Annotated in this window: 16 protein-coding genes; 8 read left to right on the top strand and 8 right to left on the bottom strand. The window is 69.1% G+C overall.

What is annotated here, in order from left to right; translation table 11 throughout:
- The first annotated feature begins 203 nt into the window (after positions 1–203).
- Both WMF12_RS21785 and WMF12_RS21780 read left to right on the top strand, forming a co-directional pair.
- Entirely contained in the window at positions 204–1,685 is a 1,482-nt protein-coding gene (locus WMF12_RS21785; RefSeq protein ID WP_437873433.1) for a cytochrome P450, read from the top strand.
- Complete coding sequence (locus WMF12_RS21780; RefSeq protein ID WP_437873432.1) at positions 1,682–2,173, top strand: nucleoside deaminase; 492 nt, start codon at positions 1,682–1,684, stop codon at positions 2,171–2,173. The genes WMF12_RS21785 and WMF12_RS21780 overlap by 4 nt, the downstream gene beginning before the upstream one ends.
- A 23-nt stretch (positions 2,174–2,196) precedes the next feature.
- On the opposite strand, the gene WMF12_RS21775 is transcribed toward WMF12_RS21780, so the two are convergent.
- On the bottom strand, positions 2,197–2,547 hold the full coding sequence (locus WMF12_RS21775; protein WP_437873430.1) for a helix-turn-helix domain-containing protein: 351 nt from the start codon (positions 2,545–2,547) through the stop codon (positions 2,197–2,199).
- Between the two features lie 304 nt (positions 2,548–2,851).
- Entirely contained in the window at positions 2,852–3,913 is a 1,062-nt protein-coding gene (locus WMF12_RS21770; protein ID WP_437873429.1) for a hypothetical protein, read from the bottom strand.
- Between the two features lie 199 nt (positions 3,914–4,112).
- Here WMF12_RS21770 and WMF12_RS21765 point away from each other — a divergent pair, with 199 nt between their 5' ends.
- On the top strand, positions 4,113–5,189 hold the full coding sequence (locus WMF12_RS21765; protein WP_437873880.1) for an ABC transporter substrate-binding protein: 1,077 nt from the start codon (positions 4,113–4,115) through the stop codon (positions 5,187–5,189).
- A 26-nt stretch (positions 5,190–5,215) separates the two neighbouring features.
- Here WMF12_RS21765 and WMF12_RS21760 read toward each other — a convergent pair whose 3' ends face one another.
- Together WMF12_RS21760 and WMF12_RS21755 are read right to left on the bottom strand one after the other, a co-directional pair.
- A complete protein-coding gene (locus tag WMF12_RS21760) occupies positions 5,216–6,262 on the bottom strand; it encodes an ABC transporter substrate-binding protein (RefSeq protein ID WP_437873427.1) in 1,047 nt (348 codons plus the stop codon).
- A 555-nt stretch (positions 6,263–6,817) separates the two neighbouring features.
- Complete coding sequence (locus WMF12_RS21755; RefSeq protein ID WP_437873426.1) at positions 6,818–7,639, bottom strand: polysaccharide deacetylase family protein; 822 nt, start codon at positions 7,637–7,639, stop codon at positions 6,818–6,820.
- A 367-nt stretch (positions 7,640–8,006) separates the two neighbouring features.
- Here WMF12_RS21755 and WMF12_RS21750 point away from each other — a divergent pair, with 367 nt between their 5' ends.
- From WMF12_RS21750 to WMF12_RS21730, 5 genes are all read left to right on the top strand, one after another.
- Positions 8,007–9,137 carry an alpha/beta hydrolase family esterase gene (locus WMF12_RS21750; protein ID WP_437873424.1) on the top strand — a complete coding sequence of 377 codons (1,131 nt, stop codon included), beginning with the start codon at positions 8,007–8,009 and terminating at the stop codon, positions 9,135–9,137.
- A 410-nt stretch (positions 9,138–9,547) separates the two neighbouring features.
- Positions 9,548–10,318 (top strand): response regulator transcription factor, encoded by a 771-nt coding sequence (locus WMF12_RS21745; RefSeq protein ID WP_437873423.1) that lies wholly within the window; start codon positions 9,548–9,550, stop codon positions 10,316–10,318.
- Positions 10,319–10,867: 549 nt separating this feature from the next.
- Positions 10,868–11,275, top strand: a complete 408-nt coding sequence (locus WMF12_RS21740; RefSeq protein ID WP_437873422.1) for a Kazal-type serine protease inhibitor family protein — start codon at positions 10,868–10,870, stop codon at positions 11,273–11,275.
- A gap of 366 nt (positions 11,276–11,641) precedes the next feature.
- Positions 11,642–13,438, top strand: coding sequence for a CotH kinase family protein (locus WMF12_RS21735; RefSeq protein ID WP_437873421.1), 1,797 nt, complete (start codon positions 11,642–11,644; stop codon positions 13,436–13,438).
- Between the two features lie 171 nt (positions 13,439–13,609).
- Complete coding sequence (locus WMF12_RS21730; protein WP_437873420.1) at positions 13,610–14,914, top strand: serpin family protein; 1,305 nt, start codon at positions 13,610–13,612, stop codon at positions 14,912–14,914.
- A 36-nt stretch (positions 14,915–14,950) separates the two neighbouring features.
- Here the strand turns inward: WMF12_RS21730 and WMF12_RS21725 are convergent, their stop codons facing one another.
- From WMF12_RS21725 to WMF12_RS21710, 4 genes are all read right to left on the bottom strand, one after another.
- A complete protein-coding gene (locus tag WMF12_RS21725; protein ID WP_437873419.1) occupies positions 14,951–16,342 on the bottom strand; it encodes an MATE family efflux transporter in 1,392 nt (463 codons plus the stop codon).
- Positions 16,343–16,577: 235 nt separating this feature from the next.
- Entirely contained in the window at positions 16,578–17,672 is a 1,095-nt protein-coding gene (locus WMF12_RS21720) for a hypothetical protein (RefSeq protein WP_437873418.1), read from the bottom strand.
- A gap of 105 nt (positions 17,673–17,777) precedes the next feature.
- A complete protein-coding gene (locus tag WMF12_RS21715) occupies positions 17,778–18,167 on the bottom strand; it encodes a hypothetical protein (protein WP_437873417.1) in 390 nt (129 codons plus the stop codon).
- A gap of 136 nt (positions 18,168–18,303) precedes the next feature.
- Positions 18,304–18,831 (bottom strand): hypothetical protein, encoded by a 528-nt coding sequence (locus WMF12_RS21710; protein WP_437873416.1) that lies wholly within the window; start codon positions 18,829–18,831, stop codon positions 18,304–18,306.
- Between the last annotated feature and the right edge of the window lie 85 nt (positions 18,832–18,916).

The following is an 18,916-nucleotide window of genomic DNA, read 5'->3' as shown; positions in this document are numbered from 1 at the left end:
GGTGGATAAATCGGACGAAGACAGACGCCGTGACGTGAGGGGTGCGGGCGGCACGACATGGTGGAGGACCACCAAGGGGCAGCACACAGATGGTGCCCGTCGGTGAGCGTGGCATTCGGCTCTTCCCTTGACAGCGATCGTAACGCTCTCTCCTGTGCGAGCGTTGGAGTCACCATCCCATGCAAAATACATCTCGATCGCAGGTGGATAGCAGCGCTCCCCAGCCGCTCACCGGCCGCACGCGGCGGAAGATCGTGCGGGCGCTCGTCCGTGCCGAGTCCCGGTCCAACGGGGCGGGGCCGCCGCGGCTTGGGGCGATCGTGCCCGGCATCGGTACGGCGATCGCGCTGCTGGCCGACCCGACCGAGCTCCAGCGCGCAGGCCACGAGGCGCTTGGTGATGTATTTACCCTATCGCTGTTCGGGCTGCCGCTCACGTTCGTCGGCGGCAAGGACGCCACACAGCGCTTCATCGACGCGGGTGAAGAGCTGAACCTCGTGGACGCGTACCGGCGGCTCGCCGGCAGGATCCTCGGCGAAGACCTCTTCGTCGAGGTCCAGCCCCACGTGCTCCGCGCGCTCTCCGGCGCGTCCGTGCGTCGCCAGAGCGGCCCTCTCGCGGATTTCACGGCGCGGTTCCTGCGCGCGCGGCTCGCCGGCGGCGAGATCGACGCGCTCGCGCTCGCCAACGATCTCGTGCTGCACATGGCTTGCCGGTTCGTGTGCGGCGACACCATCTCCGAGCCGCTGTGCGACGAGCTCGCGCGCCAGTTTCACATCCTCGAGAGCGAGCTGAACCTCACGGGCTTCTTCCTGCCCATCGAGACGCCCTCGGCGAAGCGCCGCAAGCAGGCGCGGGAGCGCATCATCTCGATCTTCATGAGCGAGGTGCGGCGCGTGGCGGCCGAGGGCAGCGCCGACCCGGAAGGTTATCTCCATGCGGTGATCAAGAGTTCCCTCGGGGACGAGCCCACGGCCGCGACGCCCGAGCAGCTCCGCAATGCTGCGCTCGCCGTGATGGGTGCGGTCCTCGGCGCGCACACGAACACGGCCATGAGCCTCGCCGCGAGCCTGTCGGAGCTGCTGGAGCACCCGCGGGCGCTCGCCGCGGTGCTCGAGGAGCAATCTCGCGTCCTCCAGGATGGGCAAGCCCTCGATCTCGGCGCGCTCTGCCGCATGCCGGTGTTGCTCCGCTCGATCAACGAGTCGCTGCGCCTCCATGGCAACGGTGGCCTCTGGCGGGTCTCGCGGAGGCCGGTGGAGCTGGGCGGCCACCTGATCCCGGCCGGCAGCCTCATCGGGATGTCGATGGGGCTCGTCAACGGCGATTCGTCGTTCTACCACGATCCGTCTCGCTACGAGCCCGATCGGTATTGCGACATGAAGACGGACGCCTTCCAGAGCCCCGCAGTCAAGGAGCGGCGGTTTGGCGCGTTCGGGCTCGGCCATCACCTCTGCCCTGGCCGGACGCTCGCCTACACGATGTTGGGAATTGCGCTCACCGTGCTCCTGCGCGACTTCCGGATCGAGGTGCTTCGCCGGCCGCGCGCGTGGCTCGACCTCATGATGGGCGGCATGGCACGCCCGGTCGGTCAGCTCCGTCTCCGTGTGACGCCTGCGCGCCGCGCGCCCGCAGGCGTGATCTCACGCGCGAGCTCGGTGAACGGCGAGGTCGGCTTACCATGACCCATCAAGTAGACGACCCCCTGGACGTTGGCTTCATGCAGCTCGCCGTGGACGCCTCGAGCGACGCCCTGCGCGCCGGCAACATGCCGTTCGGCGCCGTGCTCGTGCAAGGCGGCCAGGTGCTCCAGGTGAGCTTCAACCAGCGGCGCACGGCCAACGCAGGGCAGGGCGACTGCACCGCTCACGCCGAGGTGGTGTTGATCCGCGCAGCGACGGCGGCGCACGGCCCGGAAGCGCTCGCGGGCGGCACCGTGTACGCCAGCGGGGAGCCTTGCGCCATGTGCTCGGGGGCGTTGTTCTGGGCGGGGGTGAGCCGCATCGTCTACGCTGCCAGCACGCCGGACATCATCGCGGTGCTCGGCGGGCGAGCTCTGCCGGTGCGCTGCCACGAGGTGCTGGCGAACGCCTCGCCCGCCGTGCGCGTGGACGGGCCGATCCTGCGAGAGGCCGCCGTGGCGCTGCTGCGGAGCGCCGTGGAGCGGTCGTAGCCCGCTCCGCGCCCGACAGGCCATCATCCTGCCCGCGCGGCGCCCTTGCCGATCTCCACGATCCGCGCCGCCAGCCGTTCGGCCGCCGGAGGCAGCTCGGCGCCGCGGCGGGTGACGAGCCGGTAACACACGGTGCCCAGCTCGGGCACGGGCCGCAGGATCACCCCGCGCGGGGGCGCGCAGATGCCGTTCACCACGGCGACGCCGAGGCCGAGCGGGTGCGCCGGCTCGGCGACGAGCTCGGGGCGCCGCTCGAAGAGCGCCGGCTGCGAGAGCCCCACGCGCCGCGCGGCGTGCGTGAAATTGAGGGGGTCGGCGAAGGCCACGAAGGCGCGGAGGAGGTCGCCGTCGAGTATCGGTCCGGCCGATGGCATATCCGATCATTCTAGTCGACGCCGATGGTCCGGTCCCCAAGATCGAACGTCGAAGGAGGCCGCCATGAACGCTTCGAATCCCGTCGTTCTCCGAGACAGCCACGCCTGGTGGGAGGCACGCGCGCGCCTTCGCGGAGCTCGCGGGCGCCGAGGCGCTGGCGGCGACGCAGGGCGCGCACGATCTCGGCCGCCGCGCGCTCGGCCTCGCGCCATGATCCGCGCCGCGGCTCGTTCACGGCGGCCCCCGCCGGCTCGGCCGTCACGCGGCGCGCGGGGCCTCGCGGGGTGAGCGCGACGTATCCGCTCAGAATACGATCGTGGAGTACGGGCAGCGCTTCTTGATCTCGTCCACATCGCACGCCTGAGGTGGCATGCAGTTGAACGAGGGCGAGCAGCTCGGGTCCTGCTCGCAGCCGCAGCCGCACTCGTTGGAGACGTAGGTCAGGCCTCCGGTGCAGGCGAAGTCGATGAGCGCGCACTCCTCCGGGCTGGTGCTCACGTACTGGCGCCACCACTCGCTCGACGCGTCGCATCCGCAGTAACGCTCGGTGCAGGCCACGCCGCCGCCGGCGGTGCAGGTGCAGGTGTTGCAGCCGTCGAGGGAGGGGAAGCTGTCGCCCTGCCCGTATCCCACTCCTCCGTAGGTGCAGGCCTCCAGACAGCCCTTCTCCGTGCATGCGACGCTGCCATCCTCGCCGCACGAGCAGGTGTTGCAGCCGTCGAGGGCAGGGAAGCTGTCGCCCGGCCTGTACTCCACGCCTCCATACGTGCAGCCCTCCGGGCAAGCCACGTCCGTGCACACGATTTCGCCGTCCGCGTCGCACGTGCAGCTGTTGCAGCCGTCGCCCGGTGGGACCGGCGCCCCCGCCGCGTAACCGATGCCGTCTCGCTCACAGCCGTGACACGCGATCTTGGTACAGCCGACGCTCCCGGAGCCCGAGGGATCGCAGGTGCAGGTGTTGCACCCGTCGGACGCCGGGAACGACTCACCGGGCAGGTAGGCGAGCCCGTCGTAAATGCAGCCGCCGGTGCACTCGATCAGCGTGCAGGCGACGTCCCCGTCCTCCATGCAGAAGCAGCTGTTGCACCCGTCCCCGGCAGGGAACGACTCGCCGGGCGCGTGCGTGACCCCTCCCCACGTGCAGTCGGAGGTGCACGCCATATCGGTGCAGGCGACGTTCCCGTCCTCCGTGCAGGAGCAGCTGTTGCACTCGTCACGAAATTCGTCGCCGGGGCTGTACTCGACACCGTCGTACTCACAGGTCGTCGAGCCGAGCGGTCCGCAGCCCGCGAGCGCGCCGGAAAGGGCGAGCGCGAGCGAGAACACGGGGCCGAAATGAAGCCAGGTAGGTCGAAGGTCTGTCATTGGATTCGCTCCTGTGCCAAAGAGTGCCAGGGCCGCGCGTGGAAAAATCCCGAGAAAGACGCGCGGTTTGATGCAAGACAGCGTTCAAGAAAAACCTGTGCCAGGCACGTCGAGGGCCACGCGTTCTGACGCATGCGCGAGTTCTTCGGCAAGATGGAGAGGCTTGTACTTTAGCGGATGGTCGTCTAATATAACGGATATGACTGCTCCGCGTCCCATCCCTGCTCACCTGCTCCGCGCCGCGCTGCGTGCCGTCCTCCTTTTCGCCCTGCTGGTGTCGTGCGGCGCGGCGGGCTGCTCGCGCGACGACGCTTCGCGTGCCTCCGCCGCCGGAGCGGAGGGCGAGTTCGAGACGCTCGAGCTCCGCTATCAGGGCAACAACGGCACGGTGTCGCCGATCGAGCTCGCGGAAGATCTCGGTTACCTCGCGCCGATCCGCCTGCACTTCGTGGGCAGCACGGTGAGCGGCCCCCAGAGCGTACAGGCCGTGGTCACCGGCGACACCGACTTCGGCGGCGCCTTCAACGGCGCCATCGTCAAGCTGATCGCGGCCAAGGCGCCCATCATCGCCGTCGCGGGCTACTACGGTGTCGACGAGCAACGCCAGAGCGGCTTCTACGTGCTGAACGACAGCCCGCTGCGCACCGCGCGCGATCTGCTGGACAAGACGATCTCCATGAACACGCTCGGCGCCCACAGCGAGTTCATGGTCAAGGAGTTTCTGTCGCGAGGCCAGCTCGCGCCGGAGGAGGCCCGGCGCGTCACGCTGCTCGTCGTTCCCCCGGTGAACGGCGAGCAGCTGCTCCGCGAGAAGCAGGTCGACGTGGCGACGCTCGGCGACATCTACCGCGAGCGCGCGCTCGAGCGCGGCGGCATTCGTTCGCTGTTCTCGGACTATGAGCTCTACGGCAAGTTCACCGCCGGCAGCTACGTGATGAAGACGAGCTTCATCAAGCAAAACCCCAGGACCGCGCGGCGCTTCGTCGAGGCGACGGCCAAGGCCATCGAGTGGGCCCGGGACACGCCGCGCGAGACGGTGGTGGCGCGCTGCATCGCGCTGATGAAGAAGCGCGGCCGGAACGAGGAGGACTCGGCCATCAAGTTCTGGCGCAGCTACGGCGTCGCCGGCAAGGGCGGCCTGATCGCGGAGCGCGATTTCCAGGTCTGGATCGACTGGATGGTCAAGAGCGGGGAGCTCAAGCTGGGCGAGATCGCCCTGAGCCGCGTCTACACGAACGAGCTCAACCCCTACGCGAACGAGCAGGCCGCGAAGTAGTCGGGGTCGGTCGCCCCCTGGATGCGTCAGGGCAGCGTGCGGGGCTTCCAGAAACCTTCAAGCTTCTCCTCTCTCAGGACTTGATCGAGGAAGCTGCGATCGACCCAGGGCTCGAAGTCGAACGTCGTGCGGATCAGGCCCAGGCGCTTGGCGTCGGCGATGCTCGTCTTGTAACGAGCGACCACGTACGCGTCCACGAGCGGGCTGTCCCTGTCTCGCACCGATTCGCCAGCCCAGTCCTCCTTGAAGGCCGCGAACGGGACGCCGGAGCGCGACCAGACGCGGTATGCCGCGCTCAGGTCCTTCTCCTGATCCGCGAGCCACTTCGCTGCCAGGACGTACTGCCGCACCACGCGCTTCGTGATCTCGGGGTACTTTCGGATGAAATCGTCCGAACCGATGATGGTGCTGTTGCAGGTGTAGCGGGGGTCGCCCTTCGTCGAATAGATGATGCGCACGATGCCTTGATCGCGCTGGGCGAGCAGGTCAGGGCCGCCGATGGCGGCGTCGACGTCCTTGGTGGCCAGGGCCGCCTTGGTGGTCGCGTTGTCCATGTTGATGGCGCGGGTGTCGCGCTCGCTGAGCCCGTGGGCCTCCAGGATGCGCGCCGCCGAGAGCTGCAAGCAGGTGCCCTTGAACACGGCGAAGCGCTTGCCCTTGAGATCCTTGATGCTCTGGATCGGCGAGTCCGCGGGCACGGCGATGTACAGGTTGCTCTTCGGCCCGCTCGCGAGGATGCGCGTCTTCAGGCCGCCGGCGCGGCCGATGATCGACGGCAGATCGCCGAGCAGCGAGAAATCGGTCAGCCCGTTGGCGTACGTCTCGTTCACAGCCGGCCCGGCGCCGCGCAGGAAGTTCCAGCGCACCGGCACGCCATCGCTCTTGAATTCACTCTCGAGCGCGCTGTTCAGGTTGAGCAGCGACCAGGCCGAGCCCCCCACCACCGGGCGATTGCCGACGCCCACGCCCGGGTTGGCGACGCGGATCTCGCTCGGTTTTTCTGCAGCCTGGGCGCTCAGCGCGATGGCGAGCGGCGCGAGCACCAGGGCGAGCAGCTTGAACAGCTGTTTCATGCAAAGCTCCCTTCCGTTGGGCGTCCGTCGCGAACTATCGAACGGACGATGTGTCCACTATAACGGATGTTCTGGTCGAGCGAAAGTGGGCATCGCGCGACGACGCTCTGATCTGGGGAGAGTGATGGCCGGCGGCGACGAGCTTGCTGATCAAGCTGCGGAGGAGCTGCTGCTGGAGCAGCAGGGGTGGTGAGGAGCTGCTCGAATCCGTGCAGCGGCGCAACAAAAGAAGGCAGCTCCAGCGGCCCCAGGAGCACGCTCCACGGCGGATGACAGGCGATCCGCGCGCGGCACCTGGATTGCTCTCACGGCCATGCCCGGACAAGCCGCCTCCTGTCCTGTCGATCCAGGAACTCCCGCCACAACCTCCCTCTTTGCCGCGCGAGCACGTCATGCGAGCCGCTCCAGGTTGAGCCCGACACGCGGCTCTCCGCTTCATGGCGCTCTTCCTTCCTTCCCGCGCGCGATAGCGGCAACTTCCCGCGCGCGATAGCGGCAACCGGCCTGGCTCGCGGCGGCGCGCGCGGGCGGGATGGCGGAACGTGCACAGGCCGCCTAGCGAGGCACCTCGCCGCGGATCACCTGCCGCACGGTCAGGACGACGACGCGGCCCGCGTCGCGCTCCTCCGCGAGCCAGTCCAGGAGGGTGGAGAAGTCCTGTCTGGAGATGCTGTACTTGCCGCAGGTGTCACAGACGTGGTGGAAGATGAGCTGTATCCATCCGCCGTCCTGCTGCGCGCTGCGGATGAGAGCCTTGATCGTGGGGACGCCCTGGCTGCGGGTGAGGGAGCCGGGCGCGCGGGTGGCGGCTGGGTCGGGGGGAGGGATGGACTCCGTCCGTGGGCACGAGATGCATGAGGCGAACGCGAGCCCGCCCGCGCGCCTTCCGCTGTCGTAACCGCAGGCGCGCACCAGCGCGGTGCTGACGCTGTCGTGAGCGCCCCAGGGGTAGGCGAAGTCGCTCACGGCGAAGCCCAGCGCGAGGAGGGCGCGGCGATCATCGCAGATCTGCCGGCGCTGCTCGCTGGCGCTGAGCCCGGGCAGCCGCACGTGATTGACGGTGTGGCCGCCGATCTCATGGCCGTCGGACGCGAGCGCGCGGAGCTCTGCGACTGTCAGGTAGCCGGGGCGGTCGAGTACACCGCTGTTCACGAAGAACGTGGCATGCATCCTGTGCTCGGCGAGGATGGAGCGCACGGAGAGCTGATCCGCCAGCGTGTCGTCGAATTCGATGGACACGACAAGGGCGCCCGGGTGACGCCGCGTCACGTGGACCGGGGAGAGGAGGACGGCGGCGAGGCACGCCACGACGAACGCCAGCACCGCCTGCTGTCGGCGCGTCGCGAGGCGCCGCGCACAGCCGCTCTCCGTGGGCACGATCTCCACGGAACACGTCGCCGTATCATCGACCGTGCCCGGGCCTCCGGCGCCCTTCCGGGGAGACCAGCGCGCTCTGCGCCTCCCAGGAACGCCTGGAGATGCTCCCGGGACCGCGAGCGGCGGCGAGCGGCTGCGGCGTCGAGGCATAGGCCAGTATGCCCATGCCTCGAGCCAGCGACCTCGGATATGACAGCCACGTGCATCGGGTGATGTGACGACGGACGGCGAGCCGGGAAGACGAGGGGCGGCGCTGTCTCGCGCTTCCGAGGACGTGGCCCGAGCACCGGATGGCGGTCTTGAACCCACCGGACAGAGGTGCTGACCAATGACGTACGGACGAACGAGTTTACCGAAGCTGATTCTGGTGCTGGGAGCGCTCGGCATCTCCCTCTGGGGCTGCGGTGGTGACAGCGATGGGACCACCAGCGCCGGCGGCGACGGCGGCGGCCCCGCCGCCGGCGCCAGCACGAGCAGCACCTCGGGCAGCGGCAGCGGGAGCGTGTCGGCGAGCACGACGGGCTCGGCCAGCGGCAGCAGCACCGGCAGCGATGGCGCCAGCACGAGCGGCGCGGGTGGCGACGCCAGCGCGAGCGGCGCGGGTGGCGGCGCCAGCACGAGCGGCGCTGGGGGCGGCGCCAGCACGAGCGGCGCTGGTGGCGGCGCCAGCACGAGCGGCGCTGGGGGCGGCGAGCCCATCACCTGCCCGTCGCCCGCGCTGAGGGCCGGCGACACGAACAAGACGATCACGATCGGCTCCTCGAACCGCAGCTATGTCTTGCATGTCCCCGCGGCGTACGACGGCAGCAAGCCGGTGCCTCTCGTGGTGGACCTCCACCCCCTCGGCGGCTCTGGCCCGTCGGAGCGATCGGGCTCGCCGTATCCGGCGCAGACCGACCCGGAGGGGGTGATCATGGCCTTCCCGTCAGGGCTGGCCGGCCCGTCGGGCGGCGCCTGGAACGTGGGGCCCTGCTGCGTGAAGAACACCGACGACGTGGCGTTCGTCAAGGCGATGGTGGCCGAGATCCAGGAGACCGCCTGCATCGACCCGAAGCGCATCTACGCGGTCGGCTTCTCGATGGGAGGCGGCATGTCCCACTACCTCGCTTGCCACGCGGCCGACGTGTTCGCCGCCGTCGCGCCCGCCGCCTTCGATCTCCTGCAGGAGAACATCGCCGATTGCAAGCCGTCGCGCCCCATCACCGTGATCTCGTTCCGCGGCACCTCGGATCCGATCGTGCCTTACGCCGGTGGACACTCCGCGGTGGTGAGCGGCATGCCCATCACGTTCCTCGGGGCGAAATCGACCCTCGAGAAGTGGGGCCAGATCAACGGGTGCACGGGCTCGCCATCGGCCGAAGACAGCAAGGGCTGCTCGACCTTCTCGAACTGCGAGGGCGGCGTCGAAGTGGCCCTTTGCACGAAGCAGGGAGGGGGTCACGAGCCCGGCAACGCCTCGGTCGGCTGGCCCGTCCTGAAGCGGCACACCATGCCGTAGCGTCTTCCTGACGCGCGCTCTGCGTGCTCGACGCGGCGCGTCCCCCCATTCCCGTGCACGGCGTCCCTCGATCGTCGCCGTCCTGCCCACACCCGCCTCCACGTTCGAGCGACTCCGCTGACATCGAGATACGACCCGCCGTGGGATGCAATGACGCTACGCATCCACAGCGCGGTCTGTCGGCCTGCAGCGCCATCAGAAGAATCTGCTGCTGGTGTGCGAATACCGCGTGATCGTAGCTGCGGCGTGACACGCGAACTCGCGCGTTGGTGGCCGACGCCTTGATCGTTCGACGTGGCGAGTGATACTTTGGGAGCCTGCCTCCCGAGCGGCTTCGTCGTCCAGCGGGAGGCTTCAACGAGCTTCCCATGAAGGTCAGCGGAACCACAATTCTGACGCGGAAAACCTTGGTGAGCCGGAGATTCGGCTCGGAAGCGTGGCGCGGCCTCTTTCGAGACATGGCGCTGAGCCACCCGTGGTTCAGGCAGCCGATCACGGCCAGCAGCCTGGTTCCGCTGCCCGAGTTCCTCACGTTCCACGACGAGCTCGTTCGGCGCTTCTATCCGGACCGCAAGGACGCCCTCTTCGAGCTCGGGGCCGAGTCGGCGCGCTGGGCGCTCGTCGATGGCCCGCTGAAGCGCTTCGTCCGAGATCCGGGGATGTCCTCGCTGGTCACGGCCATTCCCACCCTCTGGCATCGTTATTTTTCCGAGACCGACAGCCGCTCCGAAGCGGCGCTGCGGGACGCCGGCGTCGAATTTCGAGTTCACGACCTCCCGGCCTGGCACCCGTATTTCGAGCACTTCGTGATCGGGTACACGAAGGAGATGCTGGAGCTCTATTGCGCCAACCCGATCTGGACCCATCGCCTCGCCGGGGGGCGCGGGACGACGTACAACTATCTGCTCGCCACCGATCCCGTTCCGAGCGCTCCTCCGAGCGGAGAGCGCGGAAGCGGCGGGTGCGCTCGGCTCGTCCGGTCACGAAGGGCGCTCACGGCGCGCGAGCTGGAGGTGCTGCGGCTCGTCGGGGTCGGCAAGACCAACCGCGAGATCGCGGTCGTCCTTCACATCTCCCAGAAGACCGTGCAGCATCACATCGCCCACGCCTACGACAAGCTCGGCATCTATAGCCGCGCCGGCGCGACGCTGTGGCTGGGCGAGCGGGGGCTCCTGGGCTGAGGGGCGACGCGAGCGCGCGCCGCTGGCCGGCCCGCAGAGCGACGAGCGCTCGCCGGGAGAGCGCGAGCCTCACGGTCGCCTGGCATACGGCGGCGCGACGGTCACATCGGCGATGGACGCGCTCTCCGTCAGCACTGGATTGGCTCGTGGCTCGCCTCGCCGTCGGTGATCGTGAGAGGGCCGCGCAGGCCACGCTGCGGGGGCCGGTTGCGCAGGCCCTCGCTCACGTTGCGCAGCTTTCGCCCGATCCGGGCGGTTCTGACGCCGCAGCCGGGCGCGCACGCCGTGGAAACCGCGCCGCGCGACGCGTGGCCTGACTCCTGCCAAGGAGACCGTGCCCCCGCGGCGCTGCGACCGTCGGATCGAGGTCTCATCGCACGTAGGTCGCGTCGAGTTGACTCTCATGCTCGCCGACCGAACGGCAGGGGGATGACAGGGATCACGCGCCGCGCTCGCGCCCGGCGCAAGGTGCCCTTTCTCGCCAGGAGAGGGGCTCACGCACGGTCATCGCTTTGCCGGGAGCGGCGAGGCGACATTGGAGGAAACATCATGAATGTTCAGGCTTGGTTCAAGGGCAGTCGCATGGCATCCGTCGTCTGGCTCGCGCTCGCCATGGCCCCGCTCGCCGCGGGCTGTCAGGTGGAGGTGGCCGACGATGCGCCCGAATCGATCGTCTCCGAGTCGAGTGAGGTGAGGGGAGGCGGCGGGCACGAGGGCCGCGTCTGCGGCGGCCTCGCCGGGATCGCGTGCGAGCGCGGCTTCTTCTGTGACTACGACATCAAGGCGCAGTGCGGCGCGGCCGATCAGACGGGTGTCTGCGCGCCCATCCCGCAGGCGTGCACCCAGCAGTACGATCCGGTCTGCGGCTGCGACGGCAAGACGTACAGCAATGCATGCGCCGCGAACGCGGCGGGCGTGTCGGTCGCGTCGCCCGGCGCGTGCGGCGCGCCCTCGTGAGCGCGCGCCGCGGGGGGCCTGATGTGCCGCGTCCCCCCGCGGCGTCGACTCGATAGCTCTCGCCGCCCTCCCGCGTCGATGTCGACCTGCCTTGCTCTCCTCGGGGAGCGGAGAGGCATGCGCGGTCGTCGCGGGAGGGCGCGGCGCGCCTGCGCGGCCCTCCTCACCATGTGGAGATCTCCACTGCCTCATGAATGAAAAATTCTTCTGTGATTGATGTGGAAAATTCCACCGCACCCCAGCCCTGCGCCTCGGGCCGATCTGGCCGATGACGGCACGCCGCACGCTTCTGGCGCGTGGTTTCGTCACACAATCGATGCATAATTGACATAAGATTGCCCCGAAACGCGAGCTGAGGAGCGATCGATGAACTTAAGAATTCTGCGTTGCCTGTTGCCTTTCGCCACGCTGGCGGCCGCGCCTCTCGTGGGCTGCGGCTCGTCCGACGACCCCGGCGCGACCGGGGCGGGCCCCGGCGCGAGCAGCAGCACCGGAGGGCAGGGCGCGGGCGGCGACGGCGCAGGCGGCGACGGCGCAGGCGGCGACGGCGCAGGCGGCGACGGCGAGGCGGGCGGCGTCCCCACGGAGCCACCGGATTACTCCGCCGCGTTCCCGCAGGACCGGGTTCCCCGCATCGACATCACCATCACGCCCGAGCAGTGGCAGCAGATGGTCGACGACATGACGGACATGGCCGGCGAGTTCGGCTCGCAGGGCGGTCCATTCGCGCCGCCTCCGGAGTGGGTCACGGCCTGCGATGGTCTCGTGGCCGGCGACGCCTGCACGATAGACCTCTTCGGGGCCGCCACCGAGGGAGCGTGCACGGAGCTCCCCGGCGGCCTGACCTGCCAGCCGACCCCGCAGGAGCCCGGGGAATTCGTGCCGCCGCCGGACTGGATCGCCGCCTGCGAGGGGCTGGCGGCGGACGCCGCCTGCACGATCGACATCTTCGGGACCGCCACCGAGGGGGCGTGCACCGACGTCGAGGGCGAGCTGGCCTGCATGCCGCCCGGCCCTGGGGGGGGCGGCGATCCGGGGCTCATCAGCAGCGTCGAGCTGCTCCCGCGCACGCCTGTCTACGTCGAGTGCGACGTCGCCACCGAGGATCGGCAGTGGAAGCACGTCGGCATCCGCTTCAAGGGCAACTCGAGCCTGCTCCTGCCCTGGAACGCGGGCAACTGGAAGCTGCCGCTGCGCCTCAACTTCGACCGATACGAGGACGAGTATCCCGAGACCAAGAACCAGCGCTTCTACGGGTTCGACTCGATGTCGTTCGCGAGCGGGTACCTGGATCCCTCGCTCCTGCGCGAGAAGATCGGCACCGACATCTTCGCCAAGGCGGGGATCCCTGCGCCGGCGACCGCGTTCTACCGGGTCTTCATCGATCACGGGGAAGGGCCCGTCTATTTCGGGCTGTACACCGGCATCGAGCTCCCGTCGGACGAGTCGTTCCTCGACACCCATTTCGGCGGCCACAAGGGCAACCTCTACAAGCCCGATGGCACGGGCGCGCGGTGGGAGACGTGGGACCCCGACACCATCGTCAAGGAGAACAACGAGGACGACACCGATCTCTCGGACGCGCGGGCGCTGTTCGACGCGCTGCACGCCGATCGGACCGACGCCGCCGCCTGGCGCGCGGGGCTCGAGGCGCGCCTCGACGTCGACGGCTTCCTGCACTGGTTCGCGCTGAACGCGGTGGTCGAGGACTGGGACGTGTACGGCCGCCTGCCGCACAACTACTATCTCTACGCGGACCCGAACAAGGGCGGGCAGTTCACGTGGATCCCCTGGGATCACACCTTCGCGTTCTCGGACGCCGACGCGGGCGTGAACATCGGGCTGACGGCGCTGCCCCTCTCGATGGCCGACGTGACCGAGCAATGGCCGCTCGTCCGGTTCCTGCTCGACGATCCGGTCTATCTCGAGGTCTACCGCGGCTACGTGGCGCAGGCCGCCGCCAAGGAGTACGAGGCGGCCGCTTCCGAGGCGTGGTTCAAGGCGGCGCACGACCTGATCGCGCCGTACGTCGTCGGGCCGGAGGGCGAGATCGAGGGGCACACGCACCTCACGACGCCCGAGGACTTCGACAACGGACTCGCCACGCTGATCGCCCACGCCAAGGGACGGACAGCAGAGGTGGCCCTCTACCTCGAGCAGTGAGGGTTGTGTCGTCTCCGCACAGGACGAAAGCGTCCTGTGCCACAGTGGGCCAACCCTGTCCCTGCGATCGCGGGCGCTGCGCCGGTGGGGGTCACCTCCGCGAGAGCGGCCATCTCCGCGGGGGTCGATGAGGCGGGGGCCCTTGGCACAAGCGCTGCTGTGCCGGGGCCCATGCGCTATCACCAAATTTCTTCAATCCTCATCCCTCTGTCCGTGCTCCTCGCGGGCTGCTCCTCGGACCCGGGGCCGGAGCCGTTTCCGTCTGGGTGCAGCGATCCGGATACGCCGGGGTGCGTCGTCTCCTCCGAGAAGCAGCGGATCCTCGCCCCCTCGGTGCCCGACGCAGATCACGAGGAGCTCGCCGACGGCAACACGGCGTTCGCGCTCGATCTCTACGCGAGGCTCGGCAGCGGGCCGGGGCGCAACGTCTTCTACTCGCCGTACAGCGTGTCGAGCGCGCTGGCGATGACGTACGCGGGCGCGCGCACGGAGACGGCGGCGGAGATGGCGAGCGCGCTGCATTTCACGCTGCCCCAGGAGCGGCTGCACCCGGCGTTCAACGCGCTGGATCTGGCGCTCGAGAGCCGCGGCGAGGTCGCCGACGGGCAGGACGGCGAGGGCTTCCGGCTCAACATCGCCAACGCGCTCTGGGGGCAAGCCGGCCATCCGTTCCTGCCCTCGTTCCTCGACGTGCTTGCGGCGAACTACGGGGCCGGGATCAACCTCGTCGACTTCGCCCGGTCGAACGAGGCCCGGGAGATGATCAACGGATGGGTGGCCGAGCGCACCTGGGGCCGGATCAAGGACCTCGTGCCGGAAGGCGCCGTCAGCGCCTCGACCCAGCTCGTGCTGACGAACACCATCTATTTCAACGCGGCGTGGAAGTTCCCCTTCAAGGAGGGCGCGACGGACATCGCCGACTTCACGCTGGTGGACGGCTCCCCGATCTCCGTGTCGATGATGACCGGCACGGCCGAGGTCCGTTATGGCGAGGGCGACGGCTACGCGGCGGTTGAGATGCCCTATGACGGCGACGAGCTGTCGATGGTGCTCGTGCTGCCGTCCGACATCGAGGCATTCGATGAGGGTCTCGACAGCGCGCGCCTCGATGGCGTCCTGGGCTCGCTGGAGCCCAGGAATGTGACGATCGAGCTGCCGATATTCAGGGTGGAGTCGACGTTCGACTTGATCCCGCCCCTCAAGGACATGGGGATGACCGCCGCCTTCGGCGACGCGGACTTCTCGGGGATCGACGGGCAGGGGGGCCTGTTCATCTCCGGCGTTGTCCACAAGGCGTTCGTCTCCGTGGACGAGGTGGGCACGGAGGCCGCCGCGGCGACGGCGGTGATCCTCGACGAGAGCGGGCCGCCCGAGCCCGCGGCCATCCGCTTCGATCGCCCGTTCTTCTTCTTCATCCGGGACAACGCGACGAGCGCGATCCTGTTCGTGGGCCGCGTGGCCGACCCGTCGGCGTAGCGCCGCGAGGCCGTGCGTCCGGCGCGCGGGCGCGGCTCAGCCGGCGGTCGCCTCGCGCAGCGGGGCGCCCGCCTCCGCGCCGCGCCCATCGAGCCTCCGGAACTCCCGGCCGACCAGGGGGATCACGAGCACGAAGATCGCGATGTCGATCGCGGCGTTCGCCCAGAACACCCCGCTCACCCCGGCGATCTTGGGCAAGAGCCACATCAGGGGGAGATAGAACACCAGCTGCCTCAGCAGGGCGAGCGCGCTCGCGAGCCTCGCCCGCTCCACGGAGGGGAAGAACGCCAGCGCCATGAAGACCCACGGCATGACGGGCAGGGCGAGGACGGAGATCCGGAAGTCGAGCAGCTGCTGCGCGGCGAAGTCGAACCCCGGCAGCATGGAGCCGAGGACGGCCTCCGGGGCGAGCATCATCGAGAACCAGAACGGCAGGAGCAGCACGAGCCCGGCGATCGAGAACTGGCTGAAGGCCTGCTTCACCCTGCCGTAGCGCCCCGCCCCGTAGCTGATCCCCTCCACGGGCTGCAAGGCCCGCATCAGGCCGAACAGCGGCGTCATCAGGAACAGGGAGATGCGGTTGCAGGCGGCGAAGAAGGCGACGTCGTGCTCCGTGCCATGGGTCGACACCGCCCCGTAGACCACGAGGTTCTGGACGACGCCCATGATGCACACGATCATCGCCGGCATGCCCAGAGAGACGATCTGCCGCCGGATCGACGGGTCGATGCGGATCGTGCGCCAGGCGGTGTCGAACGAGGCGCGGCCCCTCGCGTAGTACAGGAGCCCGATGGCCGAGTAGACGAGCATGGCCGCGTTGGTGGCCCAGGCCGCGCCCTGCACGCCCCAGCCGAACGTGTGGATGAACAGCGGCTTCAAGGCGACGTCCACCAGGAGGCCGAGGGAGATCATCCAGGCCGCCGTCTTCATCTTGCCTTCGCCGCGAACGGTCATGTTCACCGCGAGGCCGTGCACCCAGAACAGGGAGCCGAGGGCCGTCGCCTGGAAGTACGCGGTGCCGTGCGCGAGGATCTCCCCGCTGCCGCCCATCGCGCGAACGAGCGGCTCTGCAAACCAATAAGCGAGCACGGCGTACGGCAAGCTGACGAGGAGCGACAGCCCGTTCACGCTCCCCAGGAGGCCGTGGAGCTTGCCCTGGTCGTCCGCGCCCAGGTAGATGCTCAGCGCCGTGCCGGCGCCGGTCCCGATGAGGCTGCCCAGCCCCAGCGTGATCTGCGACAGGGGATAGGCGATCCCCACGCCGGCCAGGGCGCTCTCGTTCATCAGCTGGCCCACGAACACGGCGTCCAGGAACGAGTTGAGCCCGTACAGGACCATGGCCAGCACGGCCGGCCACGAGAGCCGCCACATCACGGCCTTCAGGTCGCCTTCGAGGATGAACTGCTTGTGGGCGTCTCTATCGCTCATGGCACAGGTCTCCGTTGATCCGGCCGCATCGACCCCACGCAGCCAGGGCGGCGCGCGCACGGTACCTCGGCGGTCCTGGAGCCGGGAAGCGAGCTGATCGCATGACGTCTCCACATCGAGGGCGCAGGCCCGAGCTCCGGAGGCGGCATGAACCGTCAGCAGAATGGGCTCGCTCGGCGCCCGGTCGGAAAGAACGAACCACGTCTCGGCCGCCGCCGATTCCGGCTTCGAGGCGTCATCTCGAAGGGCTGCGCGGCTTTCGCCGACGCGCCGGCCGCCGCCGCGAGGCCGCCCCGAGGCGCTTTTGGATCGCCGCTTGCGTCTCGCGAGGCAGCGTCGCGATGTACTCCGCGGACAACGCGCGGAGCATCGCGTCCGGCAGGGCGAGCACCGCCTGCGCCTCGGTGAGCCCAGCGAGCCGCTGCTCGGGCGCGAGACCCGCGAGCAGCTGCTCGGGCGTGAGCCCGGCGAGCCGCTGCTCGGGGGCGAGCCCGGCGAGCCGCTGCTCGGGGGCGAGCCCGGCGAGCCGCTGCTCGGGGGCGAGCCCGGCGAGCCGCTGCTTGGGCGGCACCCGCGCGACGAGGCGCGTGAGCACCTTCTCGAAGCTCTCGACCACCCGCTTTTCGTCCTTCATGTGCCGCTTCCTCTGCCCCGGGAGCGGACGTCGAAGCTGCTCGACATGCTCCAGGAGCGCCCAGAACACCGCGATCTCCGCCGGGGAGAGCGCCGGGATCCCGCCGGGGTCGGCGACCATCCCAGGCGTCACAGTGTACAGCAGATGGTCGCCCTCGCGAGCGTTCGCCGGCACCGTCTCCACCACCCGCAGCGGGAAGACGCAGAGCCGACCCTCGTGCGTGCCCGGTCCCGTCGGCGTGAGCGCGCAGCCGAGCGACCTCAGCGCCTCGACGAAGCGCGGGGTCAGGCGGGGCGCGAGCACGCGGAGGGCGACGGAGGCGGGATCCTCAATCTCTGCGACGACGAGGTACTGTAGCGCGTAAGCGAGGAGCATGCGGGCGTCGTCGCGTTCGAGCTCGTCGGTCGGCCCCTTGAAGTGCACGAGGGTGTGCTCGGCCAGCCCGCCCACGACGCTGGTGAGAAGGCTCGGCCTGGGCGGGGCGCCGCGCCGCCGGCGCCGAAGGATGACGAGGTCGACGCGGAGCGGCTCGCGCGCGAGCTGAAACTCCGAGATGCACTGATACCAGCCCGCGGGCAGCACGTGCTCGAGGAGCGCGACGAGCACCGGGTGCCACGCCGTGTAGACGCGGACGCGACGGCGCCCCTGCGGGGAGCGCGTCCCGCTCTTCGTCGTCGTGCGCGCGGCCTTCGCCATGCGGAGCAGCGCTACCACGACCGCCGCCGACAGGCGAGCTCGTGGCGTGAAGCGGTGACGCTGGCGGCGCAGCGCGGTGCCCGCCGTTCATGGCCGTCCACACGATTACGTGACGCCCGGAGTCGTCGTTCCGGTGAAGGCATCCCAGGCTCGAATGTAAGCGCGCGCATCGGGTCCCAGATGAGAGACGACGCGCGCAACGGCGGCAGGGGCATCGACGCTGCGGGCGCAGATGGCCTCCAGGAGCCCCGTCGCGACCGCATCTGCCTCTGGGCCACTTCCTGACAGCGAACGCTCCACGAGCCGCGAGACCTCATCAAGCGTGGTGTCATCGAGGTCGGACTCAAGCTGGACAAGCGCACGACCGATGTGGCCGAAGACGACCGTCACAGGCGCCGAATCGGGCTCCCAGTCGGCGACGACCTCAGACGCCACTTCCCGCAACTTCGGGTGGCAGGCGGCAAAATCCTGGTACGGGTTGAGCGAGTCTGCCATCGACGTTCTCCTGCTCGGAGAGAGCTCCCCTCGGCGTTCAGGCGGTACGGGGCCGGGATCGCCCGGCTTTAGCTCTCTGGACCTACAAAGCGAACACCTGCCTAGTCGCGAGCGCCTCTCGGCCGCCGCGAAGGCGCTATTCCGTTCGCCAGGGGCGGGTTCTGCGACCAAATTGGGCCATCATTTCCCTGGCGCGTGGAGATGAGCTCAGCTGGTTTGCCACCACCGGATGATCGGCCTTTCCTGCGTGTTTGATCGCAATCACGGCCTCGGCTGCCGTGTCCACGTCTCGATCGAGCGCTCCGGCGAGCACGGATAGCGTCTCGTCGTCGTTCCAGCCGATGCATCGGAGGGCCTGGATCGCTTCCGCCCAGCAAATTCCGGTTGAATCGCGAGCGGCGTCGCGCAGGAGAGGCTCTAGACTGATGGCCTGCGCTCCCATGAGTCTGGCGGAGATCAGAGCGCATCGGTAGACCTCGCCGTAACTCTTGTACGAATGCCCGAAAGGATTGACTGCCGAGCCATCCAAGACCGAGCGGATGGCAACAAGCGCCGGCGCGCCCATCTCTGCCATCCGGTGCGTCGCGAAGACCCGAGCTGCAGGATCGGAAAACAGCGTGATGAGCTCTTCCGGAGTCTTGGCGCTGAGATCCGGCTTCTTCATGATCCCTTCGTCCTCGCCAGGCAACGAGCGCTGGATAGCCCAGTCTATTCCATCGGGCCTGGTTCCGCATGGCACGCGAAGCCCG

The sequence above is a fragment of the Sorangium sp. So ce363 genome (assembly GCF_051520435.1).
Classification (GTDB): domain Bacteria; phylum Myxococcota_A; class Polyangia; order Polyangiales; family Polyangiaceae; genus Sorangium; species Sorangium cellulosum_B.
The sequence above is the reverse complement of the archived record's forward strand: the minus strand, read 5'-3'. Positions and strand labels throughout refer to the sequence as shown.